Origin of the sequence: Pseudomonas sp. RIT623, assembly GCF_004519305.1 — a bacterium.
Taxonomy (GTDB): domain Bacteria; phylum Pseudomonadota; class Gammaproteobacteria; order Pseudomonadales; family Pseudomonadaceae; genus Aquipseudomonas.
In genome coordinates this window covers 1-24,695 of record NZ_SOZA01000045.1, presented here as the reverse complement: position 1 = coordinate 24,695, position 24,695 = coordinate 1, and the positions used below count along the sequence as shown (strand labels likewise).

Annotated in this window: 28 protein-coding genes and 2 pseudogenes; 13 read left to right on the top strand and 17 right to left on the bottom strand. The window is 65.2% G+C overall.

The window, feature by feature from the left end; genetic code table 11:
- Positions 1-69: 69 nt before the first annotated feature.
- On the bottom strand, positions 70-261 hold the full coding sequence (locus E3U47_RS22185) for a PLDc N-terminal domain-containing protein (RefSeq protein ID WP_134693735.1): 192 nt from the start codon (positions 259-261) through the stop codon (positions 70-72).
- 126 nt (positions 262-387) lie between these two features.
- On the opposite strand from E3U47_RS22185, the gene E3U47_RS22180 reads away from it, so the two are divergent.
- Positions 388-1,326, top strand: a complete 939-nt coding sequence (locus E3U47_RS22180) for a ZIP family metal transporter (RefSeq protein ID WP_167659521.1) — start codon at positions 388-390, stop codon at positions 1,324-1,326.
- Between the two features lie 104 nt (positions 1,327-1,430).
- Here the strand turns inward: E3U47_RS22180 and E3U47_RS25045 are convergent, their stop codons facing one another.
- The 3 genes from E3U47_RS25045 to E3U47_RS22170 all read right to left on the bottom strand — a co-directional run bounded on the left by E3U47_RS25045 (position 1,431) and on the right by E3U47_RS22170 (position 2,858).
- Positions 1,431-1,607, bottom strand: a complete 177-nt coding sequence (locus tag E3U47_RS25045) for a hypothetical protein (protein ID WP_167659520.1) — start codon at positions 1,605-1,607, stop codon at positions 1,431-1,433.
- 137 nt (positions 1,608-1,744) lie between these two features.
- Positions 1,745-2,275 (bottom strand): hypothetical protein, encoded by a 531-nt coding sequence (locus tag E3U47_RS22175; protein WP_134693734.1) that lies wholly within the window; start codon positions 2,273-2,275, stop codon positions 1,745-1,747.
- A 61-nt stretch (positions 2,276-2,336) separates the two neighbouring features.
- Positions 2,337-2,858: an ankyrin repeat domain-containing protein gene (locus E3U47_RS22170; protein WP_134693733.1), complete on the bottom strand. Its 522-nt coding sequence runs from the start codon at positions 2,856-2,858 to the stop codon at positions 2,337-2,339.
- 268 nt (positions 2,859-3,126) lie between these two features.
- Here E3U47_RS22170 and E3U47_RS22165 point away from each other — a divergent pair, with 268 nt between their 5' ends.
- Positions 3,127-3,399 carry a DUF3509 domain-containing protein gene (locus E3U47_RS22165; RefSeq protein WP_134693732.1) on the top strand — a complete coding sequence of 91 codons (273 nt, stop codon included), beginning with the start codon at positions 3,127-3,129 and terminating at the stop codon, positions 3,397-3,399.
- Between the two features lie 78 nt (positions 3,400-3,477).
- Here E3U47_RS22165 and E3U47_RS22160 read toward each other — a convergent pair whose 3' ends face one another.
- The 3 genes from E3U47_RS22160 to aroC form a co-directional block, all read right to left on the bottom strand.
- A complete protein-coding gene (locus tag E3U47_RS22160; RefSeq protein ID WP_134693731.1) occupies positions 3,478-4,014 on the bottom strand; it encodes an oxidase in 537 nt (178 codons plus the stop codon).
- Positions 4,014-5,168: an MFS transporter gene (locus E3U47_RS22155; RefSeq protein WP_134693730.1), complete on the bottom strand. Its 1,155-nt coding sequence runs from the start codon at positions 5,166-5,168 to the stop codon at positions 4,014-4,016. The genes E3U47_RS22160 and E3U47_RS22155 overlap by 1 nt, the downstream gene beginning before the upstream one ends.
- Before the next feature lie 102 nt (positions 5,169-5,270).
- Complete coding sequence (gene aroC / locus E3U47_RS22150; protein WP_134693729.1) at positions 5,271-6,362, bottom strand: chorismate synthase; 1,092 nt, start codon at positions 6,360-6,362, stop codon at positions 5,271-5,273.
- A gap of 187 nt (positions 6,363-6,549) precedes the next feature.
- Here aroC and E3U47_RS22145 point away from each other — a divergent pair, with 187 nt between their 5' ends.
- Positions 6,550-7,512: an alpha/beta hydrolase gene (locus E3U47_RS22145; protein ID WP_134693728.1), complete on the top strand. Its 963-nt coding sequence runs from the start codon at positions 6,550-6,552 to the stop codon at positions 7,510-7,512.
- Positions 7,513-7,622: 110 nt separating this feature from the next.
- Positions 7,623-8,405, top strand: coding sequence for a hypothetical protein (locus E3U47_RS22140; RefSeq protein ID WP_134693727.1), 783 nt, complete (start codon positions 7,623-7,625; stop codon positions 8,403-8,405).
- A gap of 154 nt (positions 8,406-8,559) precedes the next feature.
- Here E3U47_RS22140 and prmB read toward each other — a convergent pair whose 3' ends face one another.
- Entirely contained in the window at positions 8,560-9,468 is a 909-nt protein-coding gene (gene prmB, locus E3U47_RS22135) for a 50S ribosomal protein L3 N(5)-glutamine methyltransferase (RefSeq protein WP_134693726.1), read from the bottom strand.
- A gap of 179 nt (positions 9,469-9,647) precedes the next feature.
- On the opposite strand from prmB, the gene E3U47_RS22130 reads away from it, so the two are divergent.
- The 5 genes from E3U47_RS22130 to E3U47_RS22110 all read left to right on the top strand — a co-directional run bounded on the left by E3U47_RS22130 (position 9,648) and on the right by E3U47_RS22110 (position 12,450).
- A complete protein-coding gene (locus E3U47_RS22130) occupies positions 9,648-10,238 on the top strand; it encodes a cysteine hydrolase family protein (RefSeq protein WP_134693725.1) in 591 nt (196 codons plus the stop codon).
- A gap of 88 nt (positions 10,239-10,326) precedes the next feature.
- Positions 10,327-10,647, top strand: coding sequence for a hypothetical protein (locus tag E3U47_RS22125; RefSeq protein WP_134693724.1), 321 nt, complete (start codon positions 10,327-10,329; stop codon positions 10,645-10,647).
- Between the two features lie 197 nt (positions 10,648-10,844).
- Entirely contained in the window at positions 10,845-11,405 is a 561-nt protein-coding gene (locus E3U47_RS22120; protein ID WP_134693723.1) for a Smr/MutS family protein, read from the top strand.
- A gap of 69 nt (positions 11,406-11,474) precedes the next feature.
- Complete coding sequence (folE, locus tag E3U47_RS22115) at positions 11,475-12,020, top strand: GTP cyclohydrolase I FolE (protein WP_134693722.1); 546 nt, start codon at positions 11,475-11,477, stop codon at positions 12,018-12,020.
- Positions 12,021-12,078: 58 nt separating this feature from the next.
- Positions 12,079-12,450 (top strand): glutathione S-transferase N-terminal domain-containing protein, encoded by a 372-nt coding sequence (locus tag E3U47_RS22110; RefSeq protein ID WP_134693721.1) that lies wholly within the window; start codon positions 12,079-12,081, stop codon positions 12,448-12,450.
- A 22-nt stretch (positions 12,451-12,472) separates the two neighbouring features.
- On the opposite strand, the gene E3U47_RS22105 is transcribed toward E3U47_RS22110, so the two are convergent.
- Entirely contained in the window at positions 12,473-13,075 is a 603-nt protein-coding gene (locus E3U47_RS22105; protein WP_134693720.1) for a glutathione S-transferase family protein, read from the bottom strand.
- A 146-nt stretch (positions 13,076-13,221) separates the two neighbouring features.
- Between E3U47_RS22105 and E3U47_RS22100 the strand changes: the two genes are divergently transcribed.
- On the top strand, positions 13,222-14,412 hold the full coding sequence (locus E3U47_RS22100) for a benzoate/H(+) symporter BenE family transporter (RefSeq protein ID WP_134693719.1): 1,191 nt from the start codon (positions 13,222-13,224) through the stop codon (positions 14,410-14,412).
- 132 nt (positions 14,413-14,544) lie between these two features.
- Here the strand turns inward: E3U47_RS22100 and E3U47_RS25560 are convergent, their stop codons facing one another.
- The 3 genes and pseudogenes from E3U47_RS25560 to E3U47_RS22090 form a co-directional block, all read right to left on the bottom strand.
- Positions 14,545-15,249, bottom strand: coding sequence for a methyl-accepting chemotaxis protein (locus tag E3U47_RS25560; RefSeq protein ID WP_372239548.1), 705 nt, complete (start codon positions 15,247-15,249; stop codon positions 14,545-14,547).
- A 201-nt stretch (positions 15,250-15,450) separates the two neighbouring features.
- A pseudogene (locus E3U47_RS25555) lies at positions 15,451-15,630 on the bottom strand (hypothetical protein); the annotation flags it as partial.
- 985 nt (positions 15,631-16,615) lie between these two features.
- Positions 16,616-18,013: a PLP-dependent aminotransferase family protein gene (locus E3U47_RS22090; RefSeq protein WP_134693717.1), complete on the bottom strand. Its 1,398-nt coding sequence runs from the start codon at positions 18,011-18,013 to the stop codon at positions 16,616-16,618.
- A 117-nt stretch (positions 18,014-18,130) separates the two neighbouring features.
- On the opposite strand from E3U47_RS22090, the gene E3U47_RS22085 reads away from it, so the two are divergent.
- Positions 18,131-19,303, top strand: coding sequence for an MFS transporter (locus tag E3U47_RS22085; protein ID WP_134693716.1), 1,173 nt, complete (start codon positions 18,131-18,133; stop codon positions 19,301-19,303).
- 6 nt (positions 19,304-19,309) lie between these two features.
- Here E3U47_RS22085 and E3U47_RS22080 read toward each other — a convergent pair whose 3' ends face one another.
- Positions 19,310-20,071 (bottom strand): SDR family oxidoreductase, encoded by a 762-nt coding sequence (locus E3U47_RS22080; RefSeq protein WP_134693715.1) that lies wholly within the window; start codon positions 20,069-20,071, stop codon positions 19,310-19,312.
- A 176-nt stretch (positions 20,072-20,247) separates the two neighbouring features.
- On the opposite strand from E3U47_RS22080, the gene E3U47_RS22075 reads away from it, so the two are divergent.
- Positions 20,248-21,249: an NADP-dependent oxidoreductase gene (locus tag E3U47_RS22075; protein WP_134693714.1), complete on the top strand. Its 1,002-nt coding sequence runs from the start codon at positions 20,248-20,250 to the stop codon at positions 21,247-21,249.
- 69 nt (positions 21,250-21,318) lie between these two features.
- Here E3U47_RS22075 and pyrF read toward each other — a convergent pair whose 3' ends face one another.
- Positions 21,319-22,020: an orotidine-5'-phosphate decarboxylase gene (pyrF, locus tag E3U47_RS22070; RefSeq protein WP_094010694.1), complete on the bottom strand. Its 702-nt coding sequence runs from the start codon at positions 22,018-22,020 to the stop codon at positions 21,319-21,321.
- A gap of 182 nt (positions 22,021-22,202) precedes the next feature.
- Between pyrF and E3U47_RS22065 the strand changes: the two genes are divergently transcribed.
- On the top strand, positions 22,203-22,370 hold the full coding sequence (locus E3U47_RS22065; RefSeq protein WP_134693713.1) for a DUF2897 family protein: 168 nt from the start codon (positions 22,203-22,205) through the stop codon (positions 22,368-22,370).
- A 55-nt stretch (positions 22,371-22,425) separates the two neighbouring features.
- Here E3U47_RS22065 and E3U47_RS22060 read toward each other — a convergent pair whose 3' ends face one another.
- The 3 genes and pseudogenes from E3U47_RS22060 to E3U47_RS22050 all read right to left on the bottom strand — a co-directional run.
- Entirely contained in the window at positions 22,426-22,752 is a 327-nt protein-coding gene (locus tag E3U47_RS22060; protein ID WP_134693748.1) for a ComEA family DNA-binding protein, read from the bottom strand.
- A 364-nt stretch (positions 22,753-23,116) separates the two neighbouring features.
- Positions 23,117-23,899: a hypothetical protein gene (locus tag E3U47_RS22055; RefSeq protein ID WP_134693712.1), complete on the bottom strand. Its 783-nt coding sequence runs from the start codon at positions 23,897-23,899 to the stop codon at positions 23,117-23,119.
- Between the two features lie 242 nt (positions 23,900-24,141).
- Positions 24,142-24,590: pseudogene (locus tag E3U47_RS22050) on the bottom strand (DDE-type integrase/transposase/recombinase); the annotation flags it as partial.
- Positions 24,591-24,695: the final 105 nt, after the last annotated feature.

Sequence of the window (24,695 nt, the reverse complement as noted above, 5' to 3'; positions counted from 1 at the left end):
CGGCGCGGATTTTCAAAAATCGAGTGTGAAAATTTTGTCGAGAGCAGCCTGTCCTTACAAAGTTAGGCCTCAGATACGCACATTGCCCCGTGGTCCGGCGATGGCCCAGATGATCAGCCCCAACACCGGCAACAGGACGATCAACAAGATCCACAGCACCTTGATGCCCACCTCGGCACTGCTCTTGAGCACGTTGAGGATCGCCCAGATGTCCAGGGCCAGAATGATCAGCCCGACCAGGCTATTGAAGGTAGAACCCATATCGCTGCTCCCGTGCGATGTGCCTGGTGCACAGCATAGCCGCCTATGGCGGCGATAGAAGGGAATCCTTGGCCAGCTGGGCAGGTCACTGTCTAGACTGCTGTCATTCATTGTTTCGAGGTACGCATGTCCCCTGCTCACGCCCATAGCCCCGCTCCCCCGTCCCTGCTCAGCGCCTGGCGCCAACAGGCGCTGAGCACTCCCTGGCTCAGTGCCGGCCTGGCCCTGAGCCTGCTGGCGATCATCGCCCTGTTGCTGGCGAGTCTCTGGAACGCGGTCAACGGCGACCACGCCGATAACCTGCACCTGGCCCTGCTCGGCGGCCTGTCCGGCTTCGGCGCCACGGCGCTGGGCGCGGTGCTGGCGGTGATCCTGCGCGATGTCAACGCCCGCACCCAGGACGTGATGCTCGGCTTTGCCGCCGGCATGATGCTCGCCGCCAGTTCGTTTTCGCTGATTCTGCCGGGCCTGGACGCCGCCCGTGCAATCACCGGCAATGGCCCGGCGGCGGCTTTCACCGTGGTGCTGGGCATGGGCCTGGGTGTGCTGCTGATGCTCGGCCTCGACCGTTTCACCCCCCACGAGCATGAAAGCACCGGCCCTTGCGGCCCAGAGGCCGAGCGCCTGAGCCGGGTCTGGTTGTTCGTGCTGGCCATCACCCTGCACAACCTGCCGGAAGGCATGGCCATCGGCGTGAGCTTCGCCAATGGCGACATGAATATCGGCTTGCCGCTGACCAGCGCCATTGCCATCCAGGACATCCCCGAAGGCCTGGCCGTGGCCCTGGCCCTGCGAGCCACCGGGCTGTCGAACTTCAAGGCGGCACTGGTGGCGATTGGCTCGGGCCTGATGGAACCGCTGGGGGCGGTGATCGGCCTGGGGATTTCCACCGGCTTTGCCTTGGCCTACCCGGTCAGCATGGGCCTGGCGGCGGGGGCGATGATCTTCGTGGTGTCCCACGAGGTAATTCCGGAGACTCACCGCAACGGCCACCAGACTGCGGCGACCCTTGGGCTCATGGGCGGGTTCGCGGTGATGATGTTCCTCGATACGGCGTTGGGTTGAGCGCTATCCAGGCAATGACGGCAACGCCGCCCGGGGCTACCCACACATACCGTAGGAGCCGGTGCCATGCACCGTGTCGCCTGCTTCGCCAGCAAGGCTGGCTCCTACAGGTATTGCAGGCCGTAACCGTTGTAGGAGCCGGCTTGCCGGCGAACACCGGCGTTGCCGGTGCCATGCACCGTGTCGCTTGCTTCGCCAGCAAGCTGGCTCCTACCGGTATTGCAGGCCGTGACCGTTGTAGGAGCCGGCTTGCCGGCGAACACCGGCGTTGCCGGTGCCATGCACCGTGTCGCTTGCTTCGCCAGCAAGCTGGCTCCTACAGGTATTGCAGGCCGTAACCGTTGTAGGAGCCGGCTTGCCGGTGCCATGCACCGCGTTGCTTGCTTCGCCAGCAAGGCTGACGCCTACAGAACGTTGCTTAGACGTGCAGCGCCACCTTCAGGGCTTCCAGCGCCGGCTCCACCTTGATCCCCAGCACCGCCCCCAGCTCCAGCACCCGGGCCAGATCGTGCTGGCCGACCATCACCATCTGCAACTCATCGTCGAGCAACTGGCTGAAGTTCAGCAGCACATAGCCGCCAGCCTCCTTGTTCAGCGCGCCCATTTGCACCTGGATGCGGTTCAGCGCGGTCAGCGCCTCGGTGCGCGCCAACTGCTTGGGCTTGAGGGTGAACGGCACGCTCTTGTCGAACGAGTCGCTGATCTGCTGGAACAGATCCTGGTAGCTGTCGGCCTGGAACAGCACGGTGTCCGGCAGGCTGCCGACCACCACCCACTCCCCCAGGGAAAACGGGAAGCTGTCGTCGTAATTGATGTCGGGGTTGGCGGCCAGGAAGGCGGCGGGGTCGGCGTAGGCCTGGGCGGCTTCAGCGGCAATGCGCTCGATGTCTTCCTCGCGCATGCAGCCAGCACCGACAAGGCGGATGAATTCGAGCAACTGGTCTTTCATTTGGGGGCCCTGCGCATTGGCGTAAAAGGCGCCAAGGATAGCCGCAAACGCCCCCGAACGGTTAGCTGGCCTGCGTCTCGAGGCGCTTGGCGGCGTCTAGCGCGCCCATGGTGCGGGCCGCCATCAGCGCGGTGGCGCCAGCGGCGTCGCGATGCGCCGGGTCGGCGCCCTGGGCCAGCAGGTAGTCGATGATCGCCAGGCGATTGAACATCGCCGCCAGCATCAAGGCCGTGCGGCCATCAGCGGCGGCGGCATCCACCGGCACACCGTGCTCGCGCAGCAACTGGATCATCGCCAGGTCACCCTTGAACGCCGCGCCGGCGATGGGCAGTTGGCCGTTGTCGTTGGCGATCAGCGGATCGGCGCCCTGTTCGAGCAGCACGCGCACGGCATCATGATGGCCGTGGTAGCTGGCCAGCATCAACAAGGTATCGCCCTTGTGATTGCGCAGGTCGGCGGGCAGGCCACTGGCGAGCAGACGCGCAAGCATTGGCGCGTCACCGCGGCGGGCGCGCTCGAAAACCTCCTCGGCGAAGGCGGCGGTTTCCTCGGCGGTCATGGCGCTGGGCTGTTGGTCGGACATCGGGAACCTCCTGGTAATGGCGTGGGCCCTAGTGTTCGTCAGGCAGCCGCCACGGGTCAAAGGTTCAGATTCTATGGGGCGAACAGAGCCAGCCTATCACCGTGCAAATTGCACTGTGCAAAATGCACGACCATGCACAATGCAATGACGAACAATCCTAAATCAATCACAACACATTGATTTATAAGGATTTTTTTACAATTAAAAAGCTGGCATGGTCACTGCAATATTCAACTCACGTCTGCCCACACAACAGTCAGGAGTTGATATGGACCTCATCCAGGAAAAATTCGCCTCGGTGTTCGCCGCCTACCAGGTCGCCACCCAATCCCGCCCGGACGGCGGCGTCCTGCTGACCCTGCGCGCCGCCGACGGCGTGGTGACCCGCCGCGTGCTGTCGTACGCACAACTGCACAGTGCCGAACAGCTGTCCTGGGCCATCAGTGCCATTCGCCGCGACTTGGCCGAACAAGCCAGCGAACTGCCCGTGATCTCGCGGCTGCAAAGCCAGCAGCGCTTCGCCCTGCCAACCTATCGTTGATCGCGGCACCCCTTCGCGGGGCGCTCCCCGGCCACCAAGGGACTGAGTGGCGCAGGAGCGCCCCGCGAGCCATTTCCCTCAGAGCTCATCAAGCCCCAGGAACCGCCGGGCCCCGGCATCACCGGTAAAGCGTGGCTGCGCGCCGGCTTCGCTGGCGAACAGGCGCAGCGCCAGGCAGAACGGGGTGTCGCCCATGTCCAGCCAGCGGCGGGTAGCGGCGGGCACCACCAGCAGGTCATCCTTCTCGCACAGCACCGCGTAGACGAAGCCGCCCAGGCGCAAGCTGAGCTGGGCTCGACCGCTTATCATCGCGAACACCTCCTCGCTGTCATGCACATGCTCGTCGCGCAGGTCGGCCTGGCCCGGTGCCTGGCCGTCACGGCTGAACACGGCGAAGCTGGCACTGCCATGCTCGGTCATCAAGCGGTCCAATGGTTCGCGGCAGGCGTCCAGCACTTCCTGGGTGCTGCTGCCTGGGCGCAGGCGCACGCCGGGCTGCCAACGACCGAAGCGCACGCCCTGCTCGGCCAGGGTCGCGGCGATGTCCTCGTGGTGGGTCAGCACCTTGTGCGGCAGGTCCGGGCTGGAGGGATCGAATACGCTGAGGATGCTCATCAGGGGTGTTTCCTGCTTTCTTCAAGACAAAGGGCAATGATAACGGCTGCAGCCAGCGCCGCGACGCTGGCCATACCAAAGGTGAAGTGCGGACCCAGCAGTTTCCAGCTGTAGCCCGAGTACAGCGCGCCCAGCGCGCCGCCAGTACCCGACAACGCCGCGTACAGCGCCTGGCCCTGGCCTTGCTGGCGGGCGCCGAAGCTGGCCTGGACGAAGGCGATGCTGGCGGCGTGGAAACAACCAAAGGTAGCCGCGTGCAGCACCTGGGCGAACACCAGCAGCGCCGGCACATCGGCCAGGTTGCCCAGCAGCAGCCAGCGCAGCGCGGCCAGCAGGAAACTCGCCAGCAGCACCCGACGCACCGAGAAGCGCGCGAAGATTCGGCTCATGGCCAGGAACACCAGCACCTCGGCCACCACCCCCAGCGCCCACAGCAGGCCGATGGCGCCACGGCTGTAGCCCAGGTGTTCCAGGTGCAGGGTGAGGAAGGTGTAGTACGGCCCGTGGCTCAGTTGCATCAGCGCCACGCAGGCATAGAACGCCAACACCCCAGGCGCCCGTACCTGCTTGAGAAAACCCCCGACTGAGCGCCGTTCGGCGTGCTCCGCTGGCTGCGCGTTGGGCACCCACAGGCTGGCGACGATGATCCCGGCCATGATGGTCACCAGGGCCACCGGGTAGATGTCCAGGCTCAGCCATTCGAACAACCGCCCCAGGCCGACCACGGCGAGAATGAAGCCGATCGAGCCCCACAACCGCACCTGGCTGTAGCGGGCGGTCTGGCCGTGCAGGTGGGCCAGGGTGATAACCTCGAACTGCGGCAGCACCGCATGCCAGAAGAACGCATGCAAGGCCATCACCAGGGCCAGCCAGGCGTAGCTCTTGCCGAAGAAGATCAACGAGAAGGTCGCCAGGGTCGCCAGCGCGCCCAAGCGCACAATAAGCAGGCGCTGGCCGCTACGGTCACCCAGCCAGCCCCACAGATTGGGCGCCACGCAGCGCATCAACATGGGGATGGCCACCAGTTCGCCGATGCGCGCCGGGGAGAAACCCAGGTGGTCGAAGTACAGCGCCAGGAACGGCGCGGTGGAACCGAGCAGGGCGAAGTAGAACAGGTAGAAGCTGGAGAGGCGCCAGTAGGGGATTGGAGGCATTGGGAAGTCCGTTCAGAGGCTTCCGGCCCTATCGCGGGGCAAGCCCGCTCCCCACGCTGGAATTCGTGGGAGCGGGCTTGCCCCGCGTTGGGGCCGGGACTGTCAGAGCTGGCCCAGCACCGGGGTGTTGACCCTCACGTCGGCATTCTGCGCCCGGTGACGCAGCAGGTGGTCCATCAGCACGATGGCCATCATCGCCTCGGCGATCGGCGTGGCGCGGATGCCCACGCACGGGTCGTGACGGCCCTTGGTGATGACCTCGACCGGGTTGCCGTCGACGTCGATCGAGCGGCCCGGGGTGGTGATGCTCGAGGTCGGCTTGAGCGCCAGGTGGGCGACGATCGGCTGGCCCGAAGAGATGCCGCCGAGGATGCCGCCGGCATTGTTGCTGAGGAAACCGTCTGGGGTCAGCTCGTCACGGTGCTCGGTGCCGCGCTGGGCGACGCTGGCGAAACCGGCGCCGATCTCCACGCCCTTGACCGCGTTGATGCTCATCAGCGCGTGGGCAAGCTCGGCGTCGAGGCGGTCGAAGATCGGCTCGCCCAGGCCCGGCATCACGCCTTCGGCGACCACGGTGATCTTCGCCCCGACCGAGTCCTGGTCGCGGCGCAGCTGGTCCATGTAGGCCTCCAACTCCGGCACCTTGCTCGGGTCGGGGCTGAAGAAGGCATTGTCCTCCACCGAATCCCAGCTCTTGAACGGGATCTCGATCGGGCCGAGCTGGCTCATGTAGCCACGCACGCGAATGCCCTGGGTGGCCAGGTATTTCTTGGCGATGGCGCCGGCGGCCACGCGCATGGCGGTTTCCCGCGCCGAGCTGCGGCCACCGCCACGGTAGTCGCGGATGCCGTACTTGTGGTGGTAGGTGTAGTCGGCGTGGGCCGGGCGGAACAGGTCCTTGATCGCCGAATAGTCCTTGGACTTCTGGTCGGTGTTGCGAATCAGCAGGCCGATCGAGCAGCCGGTGGTGCGCCCTTCGAACACCCCGGAAAGGATTTCCACTTCATCCGGCTCCTGGCGCTGGGTGGTGTGCCGGCTGGTGCCCGGCTTGCGCCGGTCGAGGTCGTGCTGCAGGTCGGCCAGGGAAATGTCCAGGCCGGGCGGGCAGCCGTCGACAATGGCGACCAACGCCGGCCCATGGCTTTCGCCAGCGGTGGTGACAGTGAACAGCTTGCCGTAGGTATTGCCGGACATGGACGCTCCGCGAATCAGCCTGAGGTGAACGAAAGCGCCAGTATACGGAAAACCACGGGGCTGTGGTTGCCTGTACCGGCCTTATCGCGGGGCCAGCGCGCGCCCACGAGGGCGCCCGGGTTCAAGGTCGAGAACCTTCAGCAGGGCGCAAGGTCGAAGCAGCAACTTCCCAGGTAGTGCCCCATCCATGAAGTCGCGCCTCGTCGCCCTGCTCCTGCTGTTCTGCGCCCACCTCGCCCATGCCGCTGCCCCGACCGTGCTGCAACGCCCCATCGACCTGGACACCGGCCACGGCGTGCTGCACGGCAGCCTGCTGCTACCGCAGCAGGCCACCCCGCCACCGGTGGTACTGATCATCGCCGGCTCCGGCCCCACCGACCGCGACGGCAACAACCCGGCTAGCGGGCGCATCGATAACCTCAAGCGCCTGGCCCTGCTACTGGCCGGCGAGCATATCGCCAGCGTGCGCTACGACAAGCGCGGCGTGGCCGCCAGCCAGCCGGCCAGCCCCGATGAGCGCGACCTCAGCGTCGAAGGCTATGTCGCCGACGTGGTGGCCTGGGGGCAGGCGCTGCGCCACGACCCGCGCTTTGGCCGGCTGATCCTGGTCGGCCACAGCGAAGGCGCGCTGATCGCCAGCCTGGCCGCCGAGCAGGCCGGCGCGAGCGCCGTGATCACCTTGGCCGGCAGCGGCCGTCCGGTGGCCGATGTGCTGCGCGAGCAGCTGGCCCAGCGCCTGCCCCCGGCGCAACTGGGCGCGGGGGTGGCGCTGATCGACCGCCTGCAAGCCGGGCAGACCAGCCTCGACGTGCCCGCGCCGCTGCGCCAGGTGTTCCGCCCCAGCGTGCAGCCCTATCTGATCTCGCTGCTGCGCCAGGACCCGGCAGCGGCCTTCGCCCGCCTCAAGGTGCCGGCCCTGATCATCCAGGGGCGCAACGACGTGCAGGTGGACGTGGCTGACGCCGAGCGGCTCAAGGCGGCCAAACCCGATGCCGAACTGGCCTTGATCGACGGCATGAACCACATGCTACGCATCAGCCCCAGGGACATGCACCAGCAGCGCGACAGCTACCGCAATCCCGAACTGCCACTGGCGCGAGAACTGGGGGAACGGATGGTGGCCTTCATCCGCGGATTGCCTGCGACGTGACGACCAGGCTCAGGTCTTGGCGGCCTCTGCCGATAACGCGGACAACAAGGCGATGATCGCGGGCGTGCCACGGCGATCGATCAGCCGCCGTGCACCTGAGGAAACCCCTGATGACCGATGCCCCCGCCGCCGAGGCGACTGAAGAACAAACGCCAGAAAGCGCGCCCCTGCCCTGGGCGGACCTTGCCGCCGAGCACTTCCAGCTGTTGCGCCTGGCCCCGCAGCCCACCGACCGCAACAGTGGCGCGCGCCCGTTGCGTTTCGTCCAGTTCGGCTATGCCGAGCGCCATGACAAGGCCCACAGCCTGCTGCGCATGGAAATCCGCCTGCCCGGACAGAAGACCCGCAAGGAGCAGAATCAGCTGGATGTACGGGTCGATCACGAGCAGCGCCTGGTGCGCATCGGCGATTCCGCCGGCCTGCAGCTCGAACCGCTCAACCGCGGGGTCGGCCGCTACCTGCTGGGCCAGGCGGTGCAATGGCTGCAGCAGCGTTGCTCGCACTATCAGGTCGAAGGCATGAGCCTGCCGAACAAGGATGCCCTGAACGAAGACACCCGCCTGCGCCGCGACCATGTGCTGGCCAGCATCGGCCTGCCAGTGGAATACACCGATGGCCAGCTGCTCAAGGGCCGCGTGGTGGAGACGCCGGCGGGCCAGCTCAAAGGTGGCTGGAATACCGAGAAGGTCCAGCGCGTCGATATCCTCGAGGCGGCCGGCATGCTGCAACAGGCCGAGCAGAACCTGGCGGAGAAGGAAGCCCAGTTGCGCGAGCGTGACGAGCGGGTAGCCAAGTACCGCCGTGAGGACAGCGGGCTGCGCTTCACCATCACCTGCCTGGTGGCGTTTGCGGTATTCCAGGCAGGCTTGCTGATCTGGATCGCGACCCGCTGACCCACCCTACGCGATCCCTGCAGGAGCGGCCTCGCGCCGCGAAAGGGCCGCAAAGCGGCCCCAGCGATCTTTGCGTCAATACTGTCGTCCTGGGGTTGCTACGCAGCCCTTTGGCGACACGAGGCCGCTCCTACAGGGGAACGGCGTGAATCCGTCAGACCCGCGCCTTGAACAGCTCCTGATGCTGCCGGCACTGCTCGGCGGTCAGCATGAACACGCCGTGCCCGCCGCGCTCGAACTCCAGCCAGGTGAAGTCCACCTCTGGGTACAGCGACGCCACATGCACCTGGCTGTTGCCTACCTCGACGATCATCAAGCCCTTGTCGGTCAGGTGGTCGGCCGCCTCGGCGAGCATGCGCCGCACCAGGTCCAGGCCATCGTTGCCACAGGCCAGGCCCAGCTCGGGTTCGTGGTGGTACTCGGCCGGCATGTCGCCGAAATCCTCGGCATCGACATACGGCGGGTTGGACAGGATCAGATCGAAACGCTGCCCCGGCAACCCGCCGAAGCCATCGCCCTGCACGGTGTAGACCCGCTCATCGAGGCCATGGCGCTCGATGTTCTGATTCGCCACCTCCAGCGCGTCGAACGACAGGTCGGCCAACACCACCTCGGCCTCCTGGAACACGTCGGCGGCGACGATACCGATGCAGCCAGAGCCGGTGCACAGGTCGAGGATGCGCGCAGGCTCGGCGGCCAGCCACGGCTCGAAGCGCTTCTCGATCAGCTCGCCAATCGGCGAGCGCGGTACCAGCACGCGCTCGTCGACGATGAACGACATGCCGCAGAACCACGCCTCGCCCAGCAGGTAGGCGGTGGGCACGCGTTCCTCGATGCGGCGCTTGAGCAAGTGCTGCAGGCGCACCCGCTCGTCATCCTCGAGCGCGCAGTCCAGGTAGCTGTCGGCCACTTCCCAAGGCAGGTGCACGGCGCCGAGCACCAGCAGGCGCGCCTCGTCCCAGGCATTGTCGGCACCGTGGCCAAAGAACAGCTCGTGCTCATGGAAGCGGCTGACCGCCCAGCGGATGTGGTCGCGCAGGGTGCGCAGGCGGGATGTGATCACGGGGTACTCCTTTTCAGACAGGACAAAAGTCTAACAGCCCGCACCGCACAAATGTTCCCTGCGATAGCCGAATGGATAGCCACAAGCCAGTAACCATGCCGCCTGCAATGTCAACCATTCACATTGGCGCCAAGGCAAGGGAGAATAGGTAGACAAAAGCCCTACCCAAGGAGCCCTTGATGTCCGTTCCAACCACGATGTTCCGCCTCACTGGCCGCGACTACCCGCCGGCCAAGCTGAGCCAAGCCAGCCTGATCGTCATCGATGCGCAGAAGGAGTACCTGAGCGGTCCGCTGGCGCTGTCGGGCATGGACGAGGCCGTGGCGAACATTGCCAGGTTGCTCGACGCCGCCCGCAAGGCTGGCCGCCCGATCATCCATGTCCGCCACCTCGGCACCGTCGGCGGTCGCTTCGACCCGCAGGGCCCGGCGGGTGAGTTCATCCCGGGCCTGGAGCCACGCGAAGGCGAAACCGTCATCGAAAAGCGCATGCCCAATGCTTTCAAGAACACCAAGCTGCACGAGACGCTGCAGGCCTTCGGCCCGTTGGACCTGATCGTCTGCGGCTTCATGAGCCACTCCAGCGTCAGCACCACCGTGCGCCGCGCCAAGGACTATGGTTATCGCTGCACCCTGGTCGAGGATGCCTCGGCGACCCGTGACCTGGCGTTCAAGGACAGCGTGATCCCCGCCGCGCAGATCCACCAGTGCGAAATGGCCGTGATGGCCGACAACTTCGCCTGCGTCGCCCCCACCGCCAGCCTGGTCTGAACCACGACCGCCCGGCGGACGGGCGGAACCCCAAGGTGACCCGCAGGTCGAAATCCGGATCAGCACTACCCGATCCCGAGGAATTCGAATGAAGCTCAAAGGCAGTTTCGATGCCAAGCGCCTGCGCCAGCGCGAGCCGAGCAACTGGGGCGCGCGCATCGCCGCGGCACTCTCGGTACTGCTGGCCACCCTGGGCATCCTGCTGGCCATGGCCGGCTTCGCCGGCTTGCTGGGCAACTACGCCGCCCTGGCCGAACTCAACGCCAACCGTCCCTTGTCGGCGACACTGACCGTCATCGGGCTGGCCCTGCTGTACTTCGGCGTGCGCCTGTGGCGGCGCAGCCGTATCCGCCTGCGTCGTGGCCGCGAACTGAACCTGTCGCCGCACCTGATGAAAAAGCACGACTGACAGATTCACACATCCCCGTGTAGGAGCGGCCTTGCGCCGCGAAAGGGTCGCAACGCGGCCCCTGCGATGCATAGATCGCCGGGGCCGCGTTGCGACCCTTTCGCGGCGCAAGGCCGCTCCTACACATAACCGCGCGCAGCTCAGGGCTTCACTCCCACGCACAGTCGCGTAAACTACGCCGCCCACGTGGAGGCACCATGCAAGACGACGACTTTTCCCTCTTCCGCAGCCAAGTGCAGGGCGTCAAGCCGATCAAGCACGATCGCGCCGAAGTCGGCAAACCCAAGGCCGACCGCAAGCAACTGGCAGGCCTGCGCCAGGCGGCGACCATCCGCAGCGACCAGACGCTGGTGATTGACGGCCTGTCCGACCAGTTCGTCATCGACGTCGGCGCCGAGGATGAGCTGATGTGGCGGCGTGACGGCGTGCAGGAAACCCAGCTGCGCAAGCTCAAGCTCGGCCAGATCGCCTTCGAGGGCAGCCTCGACCTGCACGGCATGAGCGTCGAGAAGGCCCGCGAGACGCTGTGGGCCTTCATCGCCGAAGCGACCAAGCTGGAAGTGCGCTGCGTGCGCGTCACCCACGGCAAGGCCGCGCGCCTGGACGGCAAGCGCCCGATGATCAAGAGCCACGTCAACACCTGGCTGCGCCAGCACCCGCAGGTGCTCGGCTTCGCCTCGTGCCAGGCCCGCCACGGCGGCACCGGCGCGGTGTACGTGATGCTCAAGCGAACCATGCTCGAAGGCCGCGACGAGTGACATCGCGCTTGCAGCGCCGCCGCCGCCGCCGTACCCTTCGTCTTTGCGAAATTTTCCACAGGTAGATCCATGTCCCTGGAACAGAACTACACCGCGATCCTCAGCCAACTGGGCGAGGACGTCACCCGCGAGGGCCTGCTCGACACGCCCAAGCGGGCCGCGAAGGCCATGAAATACCTTTGCCGCGGTTACGAGCAAACCCTGGAAGAAGTGACCAACGGCGCGTTGTTCACCTCCGACAACAGCGAAATGGTGCTGGTCCGGGATATCGAGCTGTATTCGATGTGCGAACATCACATGCTGCCGTTCATCGGCAAGGCCCATGTGGCCTACCTGCCCAAGGGCAAGGTACTGGGCCTGTCGAAGGTCGCGCGGATCGTCGACATGTTCGCCCGCCGCCTGCAGATCCAGGAAAACCTCAGCCGCCAGATCGCCGAGGCCGTGCAGCAGGTGACCGGTGCAGCTGGCGTGGCGGTGGTGATCGAGGCCAAGCACATGTGCATGATGATGCGCGGCGTCGAAAAACAGAACTCGACCATGCTCACCTCGGTGATGCTCGGCGAGTTCCGCGACAACGCCGCCACCCGCAGCGAGTTCCTCAGCCTGATCAAGTGATCGGCACAGGATTCGAGCCGGCCCCTTGTGGCCGGCTTTTTCATTTCAGGAGTCAAGCATGATCGTCAAAGCCCTGCGGGTCGGCCTCGGCCAGCTCATCGTGTTCGGTGACTGGGTCAGCCGCCCGGCCAAGAAAAAGCGCGACGCCGCGGCCCAGGCCAGTGTGGAACAGCAGGCCAAGGGCTTGGCGCTGTACCAGTTCCATGCCTGCCCGTTCTGCGTCAAGACCCGCCGCGCCCTGCACCGCCTGAACGTGCCGGTGGCATTGCGCGATGCGAAGAACGACGCGCAGCACCGCCAGGCGCTGCTCGAAGGCGGCGGCCGGGTGAAGGTGCCGTGCTTGCGTATCGAGGAAGAAGGCAAGGTGACCTGGATGTACGAGTCCAAGGACATCATTGCCTATCTGGACAAACGCTTCGCGGCGGTCTGACAGATCGCCATCGAGGGGCCGGTCAATCCACCATCGGCACATGCCGTGGATGGCTGGCCACCCGTGCCAGCCAGGCTCTCACCGCCGGATATTCGCTCAGGTCAAAGCCCCCCTGCTGCGCCACGTGGGTGTAGGCATACAACGCCACGTCGGCGATCGAGTACTGCTCGCCCACCAGGTACGGGGTCATTTCCAGCTGCCTGTTCATCACCTTGAGTGCCTTGTAGCCGCCCTTGTGCAGCTTGCGGTACTCCTCCAGCCGGTCTTGCGGCAGCCCCAGGTAGAACTGGATGAAGCGCGCCACGGCGATGTAAGGCTCATGGCTGTACTGCTCGAAGAACTGCCACTGCAACACCTGGGTGCGCAAGCGTGGCTCGCTGGGCAGGAACTCGCTTCCATCGGCGAGGAAGTTGAGAATCGCGTTGGACTCCCACAGGCAGGTGCCGTCCTCGAGCTTGAGCACCGGCACCTTGCCGTTGGGGTTCATGGCCAGGAACTCAGGGGTTTCGGTTTCACCCTTGAGAATATCCACCGGGTGCCATTCATAGGGGCGGCCCAGCAGGCTCAGCATCAGCTTGACCTTGTAGCAGTTGCCCGATTGGTAATCCCCATAGACCTTGTACATCGCCCCTCCCCTGTTCACGCAGTTGCGTAGTAATGGCCAATAGTTGGCGACTGTACGGCTAAATGCAATGGTTGCTGTATGGCAGCGGTCAGCCCGGCCCGCGGTAGCCTGCAAAAATTGCTTACATCCACAACAAGGAATGCCCCATGACCGATGCTACCTCCGCGCGCCTGCGGCCGCTGGCGGACAGCTCCCCGTCGGCGATCGTCGCTGGCTTCATCGCCATGCTCACCGGCTATACCAGCTCGCTGGTGCTGATGTTCCAGGCCGGCCAGGCCGCGGGCCTGACCAACGCGCAGATCTCTTCGTGGATCTGGGCCCTGTCGATCGGCATGGCAGTGTGCAGCATCGGCCTGTCGCTGCGCTATCGCACGCCGATCACCGTGGCCTGGTCGACCCCTGGCGCTGCGCTGCTGATCACCAGCCTGGGCGGGGTGAGCTACGGCGAGGCGATCGGCGCCTACATCACCTGCGCCGTGCTGGTGCTGATCTGCGGCCTGACCGGTAGCTTCGAGCGCCTGGTGCGACGCATTCCCGCTTCGCTGGCCTCGGCCTTGCTGGCCGGCATCCTGTTCAAGATCGGCAGCGAGATCTTCGTCGCCGCCCAGCACCGCACGCTGCTGGTGCTGGGCATGTTCTTCTGCTACCTACTGGTCAAGCGCCTGTCGCCGCGCTACTGCGTGCTCGCCGCGCTGCTGGTCGGCACCGCGCTGTCCGGCGCCCTGGGGCTGCTGGACTTCAGCGGTTTCCAGCTCGAGGTGGCCACCCCGGTGTGGACCACGCCGAGCTTCTCGCTGGCGGCGACCATCAGCATCGGCATCCCGCTGTTCGTGGTGGCCATGACCTCGCAGAACATGCCAGGGGTCGCCGTACTGCGCGCCGATGGCTACCAGGTACCGGCCTCGCCGCTGATCTCGGCCACCGGCTTCGCCTCGCTGCTGCTGGCGCCGTTCGGTTCGCACGGGGTCAACCTGGCGGCGATCAGCGCGGCGATCTGCACCGGGCCGCATGCCCATGAAGATCCGGCCAAGCGCTATACCGCGGCGGTGTGGTGCGGGATCTTCTATGGCATCGCCGGCACCTTTGGCGCCACCCTGGCGGCGCTGTTCGGCGCCCTGCCCAAGGAGTTGGTGCTGTCGATCGCCGCGCTGGCGCTGTTCGGCTCGATCATGAACGGCCTGAGCGTGGCAATGGGCGAAGCCCGCGAGCGCGAGGCGGCGCTGATCACCTTCATGGTCACGGCGTCGGGGCTCACCCTGTTCTCGATCGGCTCGGCGTTCTGGGGCATCGTCGCTGGGGTGCTGACCTTGCTGATCCTCAGCCCGCGCAAGGGCTGAAGCCCGCCCTTGTAGGAGCGGCCTTGTGTCGCGATGGGGCGCGTAGCGGCCCCAGATTTCAGCTGCGCCGCGTAGATCGCCGGGGCCGCTTCGCAGCCCTTTCGCGACACAAGGCCGCTCCTACAGGGGCCATTACAGCCTGAAATGTCCAACCATGCGCTTGAGGTCGACGCCCACCTGCGCCAGCTCGATACTTGAGCGGGCGTTGCCCTCCATCGCCAGCGCCGCCTGATCGGCACTGCCACGAATCTGCGTGACGCTGCGGCTGATCTGCTCGGCCACCGAGCTTTGCTGCTCGGCCGCCGCGGCGATCTGCTGGTTCATCTGCTGGATCAACGACACCGCCGCGGCAATGCCGCCCAGCGCGCTTTCGGTCTGCAGCGCATCCGCCACCGCCAGGCGCACCAGTTCGGTACTGCCACGAATCTGTTGTACCGACGCCTGGGCATTGCCACGCAAGCTGGCGACCAGGCGTTCGATCTGCTCGGTGGATTGGCGGGTACGCCGGGCCAGGGCGCGCACCTCGTCGGCGACCACGGCGAAGCCCCGCCCCTGCTCGCCGGCGCGCGCCGCCTCGATGGCCGCATTGAGCGCCAGCAGGTTGGTCTGTTCGGCCACGCTCTTGATCACCTCGAGCACATCGCCAATGGTATGAATCTCGGCGCTGAGGCTGTCGATACCGCTGCTGGCGGTCTCGGCCGCCGCCGCCAGTTGCTCGATGCGCCGCATGCCCTGGCGCACCACCTGCTGCCCGGCCTCGACCCGCTCATCGGCGGCCTGGGCCGCTTGCGCCGCCTGCTCGGCATTACGCGCGACATCGTGGACCGTGGCGGTCATCTGCTGCATGGCAGTGGCCACCTGTTCGGTTTCGTCCTTCTGGCTGCCGACCTCGCGGTTGGTCTGCTCGGTCACCACCGACAGCGCCTGGGCGCTGCCCGCCAGTTGCTCGATGCCCTGTTGCAGGCCACTGACGATGCCCGACAAACCCTCGGCCATCTGCTGCATGGCCAGCTGCAATTGGCCGACTTCGTCGCCGCGCGCTGCCTGGGCCTGCATCGCCAGCTCGCCGGCGGCAATGCGCCGGGCCTGGCTAATCACCCGCCGCAACGGCGCAACCACGGCACGGGTAATCAGCCAGGCCGCGAGCACACCCACCAGCAGCGCCAGCACGGCGGCAATGGCAATGGCCAGGGCGTTGCGCGCCAACTCAGCCTGCATGGCCTGCTCCTGGGTGGCATAGGCCTGGTCGACCCGCGCCGTGACCTGTTCAGCCCGGGCCTGCAACTGGTTCTTGATCCCCTGCTCCTGGCCGAGCAGGTCGGTGTACTCGTCGAGCTTTTCGGAAAAACTGCCGATATGCCCGGCCACCTCGCCGAGCACGCTCTGGTAGCCGGCATCGGCCACCGCCGCCTTGAGCTGCTCGACCAGGCTGGCCGCTTCCACGGTCTGGGCGATACGACCTTGCGCCAGCGCCTCACTGCCCTTGCGGCTCTGCTCCAGGCGCACCCGCGCTTCATCCATGGCCTGCAACATCAACCGCGCAACCTGCGCCACCTGCCCGGCCTGCTCGAGGAATTCACTGCCCTGCTGGCCCTGGGACTGCTTGAGGGTATAGGTGCCATCGTCGGCCAGGCCGGCCTGCAGCACATCGAGGTTGTTGGCCACGCTGGACACCGACCAGCTGGCCATGTCCAAGGCCAACTCCTTGGCCTGCAGCGCCTGGACGAACTGCTCGAAGGCCTGGCCATAGCCGCCAAGCTCAGCTTCGGCCGAGGCCAACGCGGGCACGCCGCGGGCCCGCTCGATCAAGGCCTGCAAGCCGCTACGCAGGGCCTCGGCCTGCTTGGGGTCGGAACGCAGGGCGAAGGCCTGCTCGTGCTGGCGCAGCTTGAGCAGGTCGATATTGAACTGGGCCATCAGCCGCAGGTCATCGAAGCGCTGGCCGACGCTGGCCAGGGCGTACACGCCGATGCCGGCCACCACCAGGGTGAGCAACAACACCAGTGCAAAGCCCAGGCCGAGCTTGCGCGCCATGCCCAGGTTGGCCAATACACCTTGCTTGGAGCCCGTCATCGCCAATCCCCCTGGGTTTTGCCCGGCGAACAATCGCCTGCCCGCAACGGGCCAAGAGTGACAACCACGGCACGCCCCTCACAAGAGGGGGACGGCGCAATGGTGTCATTTGGCTATGAAGGTGTCGCTTTCAGCGCGCTACAGGTCGCCCTGCATGCTGGAAGAACGCCTGGGCCCGCACATCCTGCCCATACGCGACATTGATACGCAGCCACTCGCTGGCCCGCCCCTGCGGGTCGAAAGCGCTGCCCGGGGTCAACAGGACCGAGTGCTCCAGCGCCAAGGCATCCAGTTCGGCGAAATCACGGCCGGGCACCCGCGCCCAGACGAACATGCCACCGAAGGGTTCGCAGAACACCTCCCAGCCGCTGGCTTCCAGTTGGCCAAGCACCTTGGCCATGTGCTGGCCAAGGCGCAAACGCAGGCGCTGCACGCTCTTGCGGTAGCTGCCATTGGCGAGCATCTGCCCGACCACTTGCTCGGCAAAGCGCGAGGTGCCAATGCCACTGATCATCTTCAGCTCCGCCAAGCGAGCGACCAGCGGCGGATCCGCCACCAGGTAGCCAACCCGCAGCGAGCTGCTGAGGGTCTTGGACAAGCTGCCCAGGTAGATCACCCGCTGCTCGCTGTCCAGGGTACTCAAGCGCGTCGCCGGCCCCTCCTGGAAATCCGCGTACAGGTCATCCTCGATGATCCGCAGGTCGTGCTCACGGGCCAGCTCCAGCAGGCGGTAGGCAACTTTCGGGGTTAGGCTGGTGCCGGTCGGGTTCTGGTACAGGCTGTTGATGAACAGGCAGCGTGGCCGGTGCTCGGCCAGCAACTGCTCGAGCACCGCCAGGTCCGGGCCGGTGGTGGTACGCGGCACTTCGAGCATGCGCACCCCATGCAGGCGCAACAGGTTGTAGAGGTTGTAGTAGCCGGGGCGCTCCACCAGCACGGTGTCGCCCGGCACCAGCAACGTGCGTACCAGTAGGTCGAGGGCATGGCTGGCGCCCTGGGTGGTGACGATGCGCTCAGGCTCGGCGCACATGTCCAGGCGCGCCAGGCCCTTGTGCAATTGCAGGCGCAGGCTGGCCAGGCCCTGGGGCGGGCAATAGTCGAACAGCGCCTCGGCGGCGCCGCGGCTGACCTGGCGGATCGCCTGGGCCAGCTCGGCCTCGGCGCGCCAGGCCACCGGCAACCAGCCGCAACCGAGCTTGAGCACATCACCGTGCCCTTCGTGGAACTGCCGCCAGCGACCGTCGCTGGCTTCGCCCCAGGACTCGCCAGCATCGCGCTGCACGCCCGCCTTGCGTTCGGCGACAAAGAAGCCGGCGCCATGCCGTGCCTCCAACCAGCCGCTGGCCACCAGCCGGTCGTAGGCCTCGATGACGCAGGACGCGCTCACCGCCTGGCTGTGCGCCAGGGCGCGAATCGACGGCAAACGCGTGCCAGGGCGCAGACGCTGCTGTTCGATCCAGGCCAGCAACTGTTCGCTCAGTTGCTGGACCAGCGGTGTGGAAAGTTGACGATCCAGGGTGATGTGCATGGCAAGTGTTCGCTGATTTCAGGCAAACAGTTAAGCATAAATGCGCACGGAGTGTGTCTTGGCGAGCCCTGGGGTGAAGCCCGATCCTGTATGGAAACCACCGTACGGACATGCCCGATGCCCAGTCGCCACGCCCCAGCCCTGCTGGCTTTCGCCCTATGCCTGATCACCCTCGCGGTCAACTTGCAGGCACCGTTGTACATCACCTACGCCGAGCTTTCCGGGCGCGGCGCCGCGGCCACCGCCGTGGCCTTCTCCGGCTATGTGCTCGGCGTGTTGCCGGTGCTGCTGGCCCTGGGCGGGCTGGCTGACCGGATCGGGCGCCGGCCGTTGATTCTGGCCGCCCTCGCCCTGTCGATGCTCGCCACCCTGATCATGCTGTTGTCGCCGAGCCTCACCTCACTGGGCGTGGCGCGGCTGTTCCTGGGCCTGGGCACCGGTCTGGCCTCGGCCACCGCCACCGCTTACATGGGCGAGTTGATGGCGCCTGGCGACAGCGGCCAGGCCGCCACCTGGGTAACCGCCAGCACCTCGCTGGGCTTCGGCCTGGGCGCGGCGCTGACCAGCCTGTTCCTGCTGGCCGGCCCGACCCTGACCCCAGGCAGCTTCCACCTGCAACTGGCACTGGCCGCCCTGGCCCTGCTGCTGGTATCGCGCCTGCCCGACCCGCGCCCGGCGCAACGCGGCGCCATGCTGCGCCTGCCCTGCTACCCCACCGGCAGCCTGGCCTATGGCCTGGCGATCCTGCTGGCCTGGGCCTGTGTCGGCCTGGTCATCGCCCTGCTGCCGGGAATTTTGCGCCAGCACGGGCTGAGCGCCTGGTCCGGGTTCTCGACCTTCTGCGTGATCAGTTGCGGGCTGCTGTTCCAGCCCCTGGCGCGGCGCATGGCCAGCGTCCGGGCAACGTTGCTCGGCCTGCTGATACTGCCATGCAGCTATGCCCTGCTGGCCTGGGGCGCCGATCGCGGCAACCTTGCCGGGGTATTGCTGGGCGCGTTCGCCGCCAGCAGTGCCTGCTACGGTTTTATCTACCTGGGCGGGCTGGCGGCGGTGAACCAGTTGGCCGGCAGCGAGAAGACCCGGGCCAGCGCCGGGTTCTTCCTGCTGGCCTACCTGGGCTTCAGCCTGCCGGTGATCTTCACCGGGCTGCTCAGCGACCATCTGGGGGCACGGATGGCGCTGATGGTGTTCGGCGGTCTGTTGGTTCTAGGGTGCGCGGCAGTGGCTCTGGCCTTGTCGAGATCGGCCAAGGCCCTCGCGCTGGTAGATGCCCGCTCCCGCACCGCCTGACACCCCTCAGATCGCCAGGGCACCGCCGTCGACGGTGAGGCTGTGCCCGGTGGTGAACGCCGCGCCATCGCTGCACAGGTACAGCACCGCGCTGGCGATCTCCTCGACCTTGCCGATGCGCCCGACCGGGTGCATTGCCGCGGCGAACTCGGCCTTGCGCGGATCGGCCTCGTAGGCGCGGCGGAACATGTCGGTATCGATCACCGCCGGGCACACCGCGTTGACCCGGATGCCCTTCTTCGCATATTCGATGGCCGCCGACTTGGTCAGGCCGATCACCGCATGCTTGGAAGCGGCGTAAATGCTCATCTTCGGCGCCGCCGACAACCCAGCCACCGAGGCGGTGTTGACAATAGCGCCACCACCTTGGGCCAGCAGCAGGGGCAACTGATACTTCATGCACAGCCACACCCCCTTGACGTTGACGCCCATGATCGCGTCGAACTCGGCCTCGCTGCCATCGGCCAGCCGGCCCTGCTCGATCTCGATACCGGCGTTGTTGAAGGCATAGTCCAGCCGACCATAAGCTGCGATGGCTTGCTCGTGCAACTGGCGCACCTCGCGGTCCTGAGTCACGTCGCAGGCGACGAACAGCGCCTCGCCGCCAGCCTGGCGAATCAGCGCCACGGTGGCCTCGCCGCCCACCGCATCGCGATCGGCGACCACCACCTTCAGGCCCTCGGCGGCGAACGCCTGGGCCGTGGCCCGGCCGATACCCGCCGCGCCGCCGGTGACCAGGGCGACCTGGCCGGAGAAAGTCATGCTCATCACTGGCTCCTGCAAAAGGATGGGAAGTCGTGGCTGAGTCTAGTCAGGGCCCCATCGAGCTGGGCAGCATCATCAAGGGCACGGTTGGACTACTATCGTTCGCGGTGATCTTGCGTGACGCGCCCCATTCAACCCGCCGATCATCAGCCCTTCACACTCGTTCAGGAGAATTCGCCATGCCCAACACCAACCGCCGTTTCCTGCTGACCAAGCGCCCGGTCGGCGCCGTGCGCCGTGACGACTTCACCTACGAGCAGGTGCCCGCCAGCGAGCCGGGCGAAGGCCAGGTCCTGGTGAAGAACCTTTACCTGTCGCTGGACCCGGCCATGCGCGGCTGGATGAACGAAGGCAAGTCGTATATTCCCCCGGTGGGCCTGGGCCAGGTAATGCGTGCCCTTGGCGTCGGCGAGGTGGTCAGCTCCAGGCATCCGGACTACAAGCCCGGCGACCATGTCAGCGGCGCCCTGGGCGTGCAGGACTATTTCACTGGTGAACCCCAGGGCCTGCACAAGATCGACCCGCGCCTGGCCCCCCTGCCGCGCTACCTGTCGGCACTGGGCATGACCGGCATGACCGCCTACTTCGCCCTGCTCGACGTCGGCCAGCCCAAGGCCGGCGAAACCGTGGTGATCTCCGGCGCCGCCGGCGCGGTTGGCAGCATTGCCGGGCAGATCGCCAAGCTCAAGGGTTGCCGCGTGGTCGGCATTGCCGGTGGCGCGCAGAAATGCCAGTACCTGCTGGATGAGCTGGGCTTCGACGGGGTCATCGACTACAAGGCCGAAGACCTGCTCGCCGGGCTCAAGCGCGAATGCCCCAATGGCGTGGATGTGTACTTCGACAACGTCGGTGGCGAGATCCTCGACGCGGTGCTGTCGCGCCTGAACTTCAAGGCGCGGGTGGTGATCTGTGGCGCCATCAGCCAGTACAACAACAAGGAGGCGGTCAAGGGCCCGGCCAACTACCTTTCACTGCTGGTCAATCGCGCGCGCATGGAAGGCTTCGTGGTGATGGACTACGTCAAGGAGTACGGCAAGGCCGCGCAAGAGATGGCCGGCTGGCTGGCCAGCGGCAAGGTCAAGAGCAAGGAGGATGTGGTGGAGGGTTTGGAGACCTTCCCCGAGACGCTGCTCAAGCTGTTCAGCGGGGAGAATTTCGGCAAGTTGGTGCTGAAGGTTTGATCGCCGCGGAGGGCCTGTAGCAACGGGCTTACCAGCGATGGGCCGCAAAGCGGCCCCACCGCTGTCCAATCAACCGCGGATTTCAGCCACCACGGCAGCCAGCGCCTGGGCCGGATCCGCCGCCTGGCTGATCGGACGGCCGATCACCAGGTAATCGGAGCCAGCATCCAGCGCCTGACGCGGGGTCAGGATACGGCGCTGGTCATCCTGGGCACTGCCAGCCGGGCGAATACCCGGGGTCACCAGTTGCAGCGACGGATGCGCAGCCTTCAGTGCCGGCGCTTCCAGCGCCGAGCACACCAGGCCGTCCATGCCGGCCTTCTGCGCCAATGCCGCCAGGCGAAGCACCTGCTCCTGCGGGTCGACATCCAGGCCGATACCGGCCAGGTCCTCGCGCTCCATGCTGGTCAGCACGGTCACGCCGATCAGCAACGGCTGCGGGCCGCTGCGCTTGGCCAGCTCTTCACGGCAAGCCGACATCATGCGCAGGCCACCGGAGCAATGCACGTTGACCATCCACACACCCATCTCGGCCGCGGCCTTGACCGCCATGGCGGTGGTGTTGGGGATATCGTGGAACTTGAGGTCGAGGAACACTTCGAAGCCCTTGCTGCACAAGGTCTCGACGATGCCCGCAGCGCTGCTGGTGAACAGTTCCTTGCCCACCTTGACCCGGCACAGGGCAGGGTCGAGCTGGTCGGCCAGCTTCAGGGCGGCGTCACGGGTAGGGAAATCCAGGGCGACGATCAGGGGCGTCTGGCAGGCGGACATGGGCAGGGTCTCTTGGCAAGTCGTAAACGGCGCGCATTGTAAACGAAGTAGGGCCGGGTTGGGGGCCGCAGGTCATGAGAATTGGCCCGCCGGAGCGCGACTCCTATAATGGAACCAACACCTGCCAGCACGGCTCGAATGCCATGCAAGCAGCGTCCTATACACGCTCAGGAGGAATTTCGATGCCTTGGTATGCCTGGTTGATACTTGTCATCGCACTCGGGTCTATCGTCGGCGGGTTGCTGCTGCTGCGCGATACGGCGAAAAAGCTGCCATTGACCGACGAGCAGTTGAAGAAGGTGCATGAGCGCAATGCCGAGGCCGATGCCAAGGATGCGCAAGAGCGCTAAGCTGGCCCTCCCCTCACAGCCGACCGCCTAGCGGCTGGCCGGCTGCCTCGCATGCTTACTCGATGGTCAGTTGGTCACGGTTGCGGTCCAGCAACGCCTTGCCAATGCCCTTGATTTCCAGCAACTCATCCACCGACGCAAATGGCCCGTGCTCGTCGCGGTACATCACGATGGCGTCGGCCTTGGCCTTGCCAATGCCGTTGAGCGCCTTTTGCAAGGTCGCGGCGTCGGCGGTGTTGAGGTTCAGCTTTACCGAGGAAGAAGCAGTGGCAACCACTGGCACCACCGAATCGACGGTTGCTGTAGCAGGTGCCGCGGTGGCGGAGAATGCCAGGCTTGCGAATAGCGGAAGCAGCAGATGGGAAAGGACGATGTTGCGCATCATGTTCACTCCTGTGGCTCAATGGGTTGGCAGCGTTTCCGTGGCTGCCTGATCAAGCTAGCAAGGGGTGAATCCGGAGGCGATTCGGCAAGTATTGCAAAAGTAAACTTGGTTGAAGGTGCCGCCAAGCCAGCAAACCCTGGGTGACAGGGCGTTCGAGTGGAGCTCTGACGGCTGAGGGTGCGCTTGCCTACAGCGCCAGTTTATTGCGCCTAAATCCTCAACGGAAATAACCAGCGCCAATAGGCTCGTTTACAACTTCGCCCCTTCAGCCCCGCCCAGGACAACCTGTAGGAGCCGGCCTTGCCGGCGAAGCGCCGCACACGCGGCGCCCGATCTTTACGGGATCATCCTCGCTAAACGCTTAGCGCATACCCCCTGCAGGCAGCAACGAATCGCCAAGCTCGACGGGATCGGTCGCAGCGTTGGTGCGAGCGATATCGGCTGCGACCAGCACCGCCGCCAGCGCGATGAACATTTCGTAAATGAAGCCCACGTTGAACAGCACCACATCGACAAAAATGAAGCAGACCGAGTGCAGGAAGAAAAACGCGAGGAACCCCGTGCTGGCAACCGGCATGTCGCGCAGCAGGCTCATCGACCTGAACGCACCGGACATCTTCAGCAACGGCAAGCCCAGCCAGAGGCCGGACAGGAACAAATAGAACAGCGGGTTGAGCAGGTGCGAAACGTTTTCCAGGTAATAGTAGTAACTGGCTTCACTACTGACCCCGAGGATTTCCGCCACATTGATGTTGTGCAGGTTGGTCTCGCCCTGGGCATTGTGCGAGGTCAGCAGCGGCACCGCGTCGGTGTAATCGAACCAGTGGTAGCCCCAGCTGGTTTCTTCACCGAACGCGAACAGGCTGACAGCAGCGTAGAGGGCTAGCCAGCAGCGCTCCACGGTGGAGCGCGAACGCATGAACAGACTGACGAACAGGCCGAAGGCCACGGCCCACAGCACCGCTGAGAGCACCTCGAGGAAGGAGTCTTCATTCGTGCTCAGGATCTGCTCGGTGACCAGCCATTTGAGGGACGAGGACTCGACCCAGGCGTAGTTATCGACAGCGCAGAGGAGGTACAACGCTACTACGAATACAACAGAAGCGCTCAAGTAGGGGAGCTTCGACATCCACTTCGAAATCATTGAATTAACTGTCCATTTTGGAGTTACTTTCTCGCACGGTAGGCGCTGAACCTAGCTCTGTATCGGCAGCTTTATGACACACTTGAGGAGTCAAAACACACAAATACTAATAAGATTAATTTTCATTTGAAAGCAATAGTAAATTGCCTTATCTCTCGAGGCGTTACATCCTACACGTACTGCATAAGCTTGAGCGATCAATGGCAGGCGTCCCTAGTTTCGTAGGCGCCTCTATGTAGTGGTCAACTCATCCCGGACAAGATTTTGAGTTTTTCTTCAGCTTTCGCCGGAGCCAGTCCATCGTTGAACTGATGAGGTCAGATCCAGTTGTAGTGGTTCGTCAGGTACTGGCCAATGTCTCGTTGAGCTTGCTGCTCGGTCAGGTAGCCCGTGGTCGGTATCCACTCTGATTTCAAGTTGCGAAATACTCGCTCCATCGGTGCATTATCCCAGCAGTTGCCTCGGCGGCTCATGCTCTGGCCCATGCGGTAGCGCCACAGTCTCTGGCGGAACTGACGGCTGCCATATTGCGGGCCCTGTCAGAGTGGAAAGTAGTCCTTGGGGCTTTCCGCGTTGTTCGTAAGCCACCTCCAGCGCTTTGACCACCAGGTCTGCATCCGGCTTCTCTAATAAGGCCCAACCCACCACTCTGCGTGAGATCCAGGACAACTGCCAGATAATGCCATTTGCCCTATGCCCTATGCCCTATGCCCTATGCCCTATGCCCTATGCCCAGACATAGGTGATGTCGCCACACCAGACCTGACCAGACCTGATTTGGCACTTCGACATCAAA

What these genes read in the sequence shown, in the direction of transcription:
- E3U47_RS22185 (WP_134693735.1), bottom strand. Translation starts at nt 261, where the DNA reads ATGGGTTCTACCTTCAATAGCCTGGTCGGGCTGATCATTCTGGCCCTG.
- E3U47_RS22180 (WP_167659521.1), top strand. Translation starts at nt 388, where the DNA reads ATGTCCCCTGCTCACGCCCATAGCCCCGCTCCCCCGTCCCTGCTCAGC.
- E3U47_RS25045 (WP_167659520.1), bottom strand. Translation starts at nt 1,607, where the DNA reads ATGGCACCGGCAACGCCGGTGTTCGCCGGCAAGCCGGCTCCTACAACG.
- E3U47_RS22175 (WP_134693734.1), bottom strand. Translation starts at nt 2,275, where the DNA reads ATGAAAGACCAGTTGCTCGAATTCATCCGCCTTGTCGGTGCTGGCTGC.
- E3U47_RS22170 (WP_134693733.1), bottom strand. Translation starts at nt 2,858, where the DNA reads ATGTCCGACCAACAGCCCAGCGCCATGACCGCCGAGGAAACCGCCGCC.
- E3U47_RS22165 (WP_134693732.1), top strand. Translation starts at nt 3,127, where the DNA reads ATGGACCTCATCCAGGAAAAATTCGCCTCGGTGTTCGCCGCCTACCAG.
- E3U47_RS22160 (WP_134693731.1), bottom strand. Translation starts at nt 4,014, where the DNA reads ATGAGCATCCTCAGCGTATTCGATCCCTCCAGCCCGGACCTGCCGCAC.
- E3U47_RS22155 (WP_134693730.1), bottom strand. Translation starts at nt 5,168, where the DNA reads ATGCCTCCAATCCCCTACTGGCGCCTCTCCAGCTTCTACCTGTTCTAC.
- aroC (WP_134693729.1), bottom strand. Translation starts at nt 6,362, where the DNA reads ATGTCCGGCAATACCTACGGCAAGCTGTTCACTGTCACCACCGCTGGC.
- E3U47_RS22145 (WP_134693728.1), top strand. Translation starts at nt 6,550, where the DNA reads ATGAAGTCGCGCCTCGTCGCCCTGCTCCTGCTGTTCTGCGCCCACCTC.
- E3U47_RS22140 (WP_134693727.1), top strand. Translation starts at nt 7,623, where the DNA reads ATGACCGATGCCCCCGCCGCCGAGGCGACTGAAGAACAAACGCCAGAA.
- E3U47_RS22130 (WP_134693725.1), top strand. Translation starts at nt 9,648, where the DNA reads ATGTCCGTTCCAACCACGATGTTCCGCCTCACTGGCCGCGACTACCCG.
- E3U47_RS22125 (WP_134693724.1), top strand. Translation starts at nt 10,327, where the DNA reads ATGAAGCTCAAAGGCAGTTTCGATGCCAAGCGCCTGCGCCAGCGCGAG.
- E3U47_RS22120 (WP_134693723.1), top strand. Translation starts at nt 10,845, where the DNA reads ATGCAAGACGACGACTTTTCCCTCTTCCGCAGCCAAGTGCAGGGCGTC.
- folE (WP_134693722.1), top strand. Translation starts at nt 11,475, where the DNA reads ATGTCCCTGGAACAGAACTACACCGCGATCCTCAGCCAACTGGGCGAG.
- E3U47_RS22110 (WP_134693721.1), top strand. Translation starts at nt 12,079, where the DNA reads ATGATCGTCAAAGCCCTGCGGGTCGGCCTCGGCCAGCTCATCGTGTTC.
- E3U47_RS22105 (WP_134693720.1), bottom strand. Translation starts at nt 13,075, where the DNA reads ATGTACAAGGTCTATGGGGATTACCAATCGGGCAACTGCTACAAGGTC.
- E3U47_RS22100 (WP_134693719.1), top strand. Translation starts at nt 13,222, where the DNA reads ATGACCGATGCTACCTCCGCGCGCCTGCGGCCGCTGGCGGACAGCTCC.
- E3U47_RS25560 (WP_372239548.1), bottom strand. Translation starts at nt 15,249, where the DNA reads ATGACCGCCACGGTCCACGATGTCGCGCGTAATGCCGAGCAGGCGGCG.
- E3U47_RS22090 (WP_134693717.1), bottom strand. Translation starts at nt 18,013, where the DNA reads ATGCACATCACCCTGGATCGTCAACTTTCCACACCGCTGGTCCAGCAA.
- E3U47_RS22085 (WP_134693716.1), top strand. Translation starts at nt 18,131, where the DNA reads ATGCCCAGTCGCCACGCCCCAGCCCTGCTGGCTTTCGCCCTATGCCTG.
- E3U47_RS22080 (WP_134693715.1), bottom strand. Translation starts at nt 20,071, where the DNA reads ATGAGCATGACTTTCTCCGGCCAGGTCGCCCTGGTCACCGGCGGCGCG.
- E3U47_RS22075 (WP_134693714.1), top strand. Translation starts at nt 20,248, where the DNA reads ATGCCCAACACCAACCGCCGTTTCCTGCTGACCAAGCGCCCGGTCGGC.
- pyrF (WP_094010694.1), bottom strand. Translation starts at nt 22,020, where the DNA reads ATGTCCGCCTGCCAGACGCCCCTGATCGTCGCCCTGGATTTCCCTACC.
- E3U47_RS22065 (WP_134693713.1), top strand. Translation starts at nt 22,203, where the DNA reads ATGCCTTGGTATGCCTGGTTGATACTTGTCATCGCACTCGGGTCTATC.
- E3U47_RS22060 (WP_134693748.1), bottom strand. Translation starts at nt 22,752, where the DNA reads ATGCGCAACATCGTCCTTTCCCATCTGCTGCTTCCGCTATTCGCAAGC.
- E3U47_RS22055 (WP_134693712.1), bottom strand. Translation starts at nt 23,899, where the DNA reads ATGATTTCGAAGTGGATGTCGAAGCTCCCCTACTTGAGCGCTTCTGTT.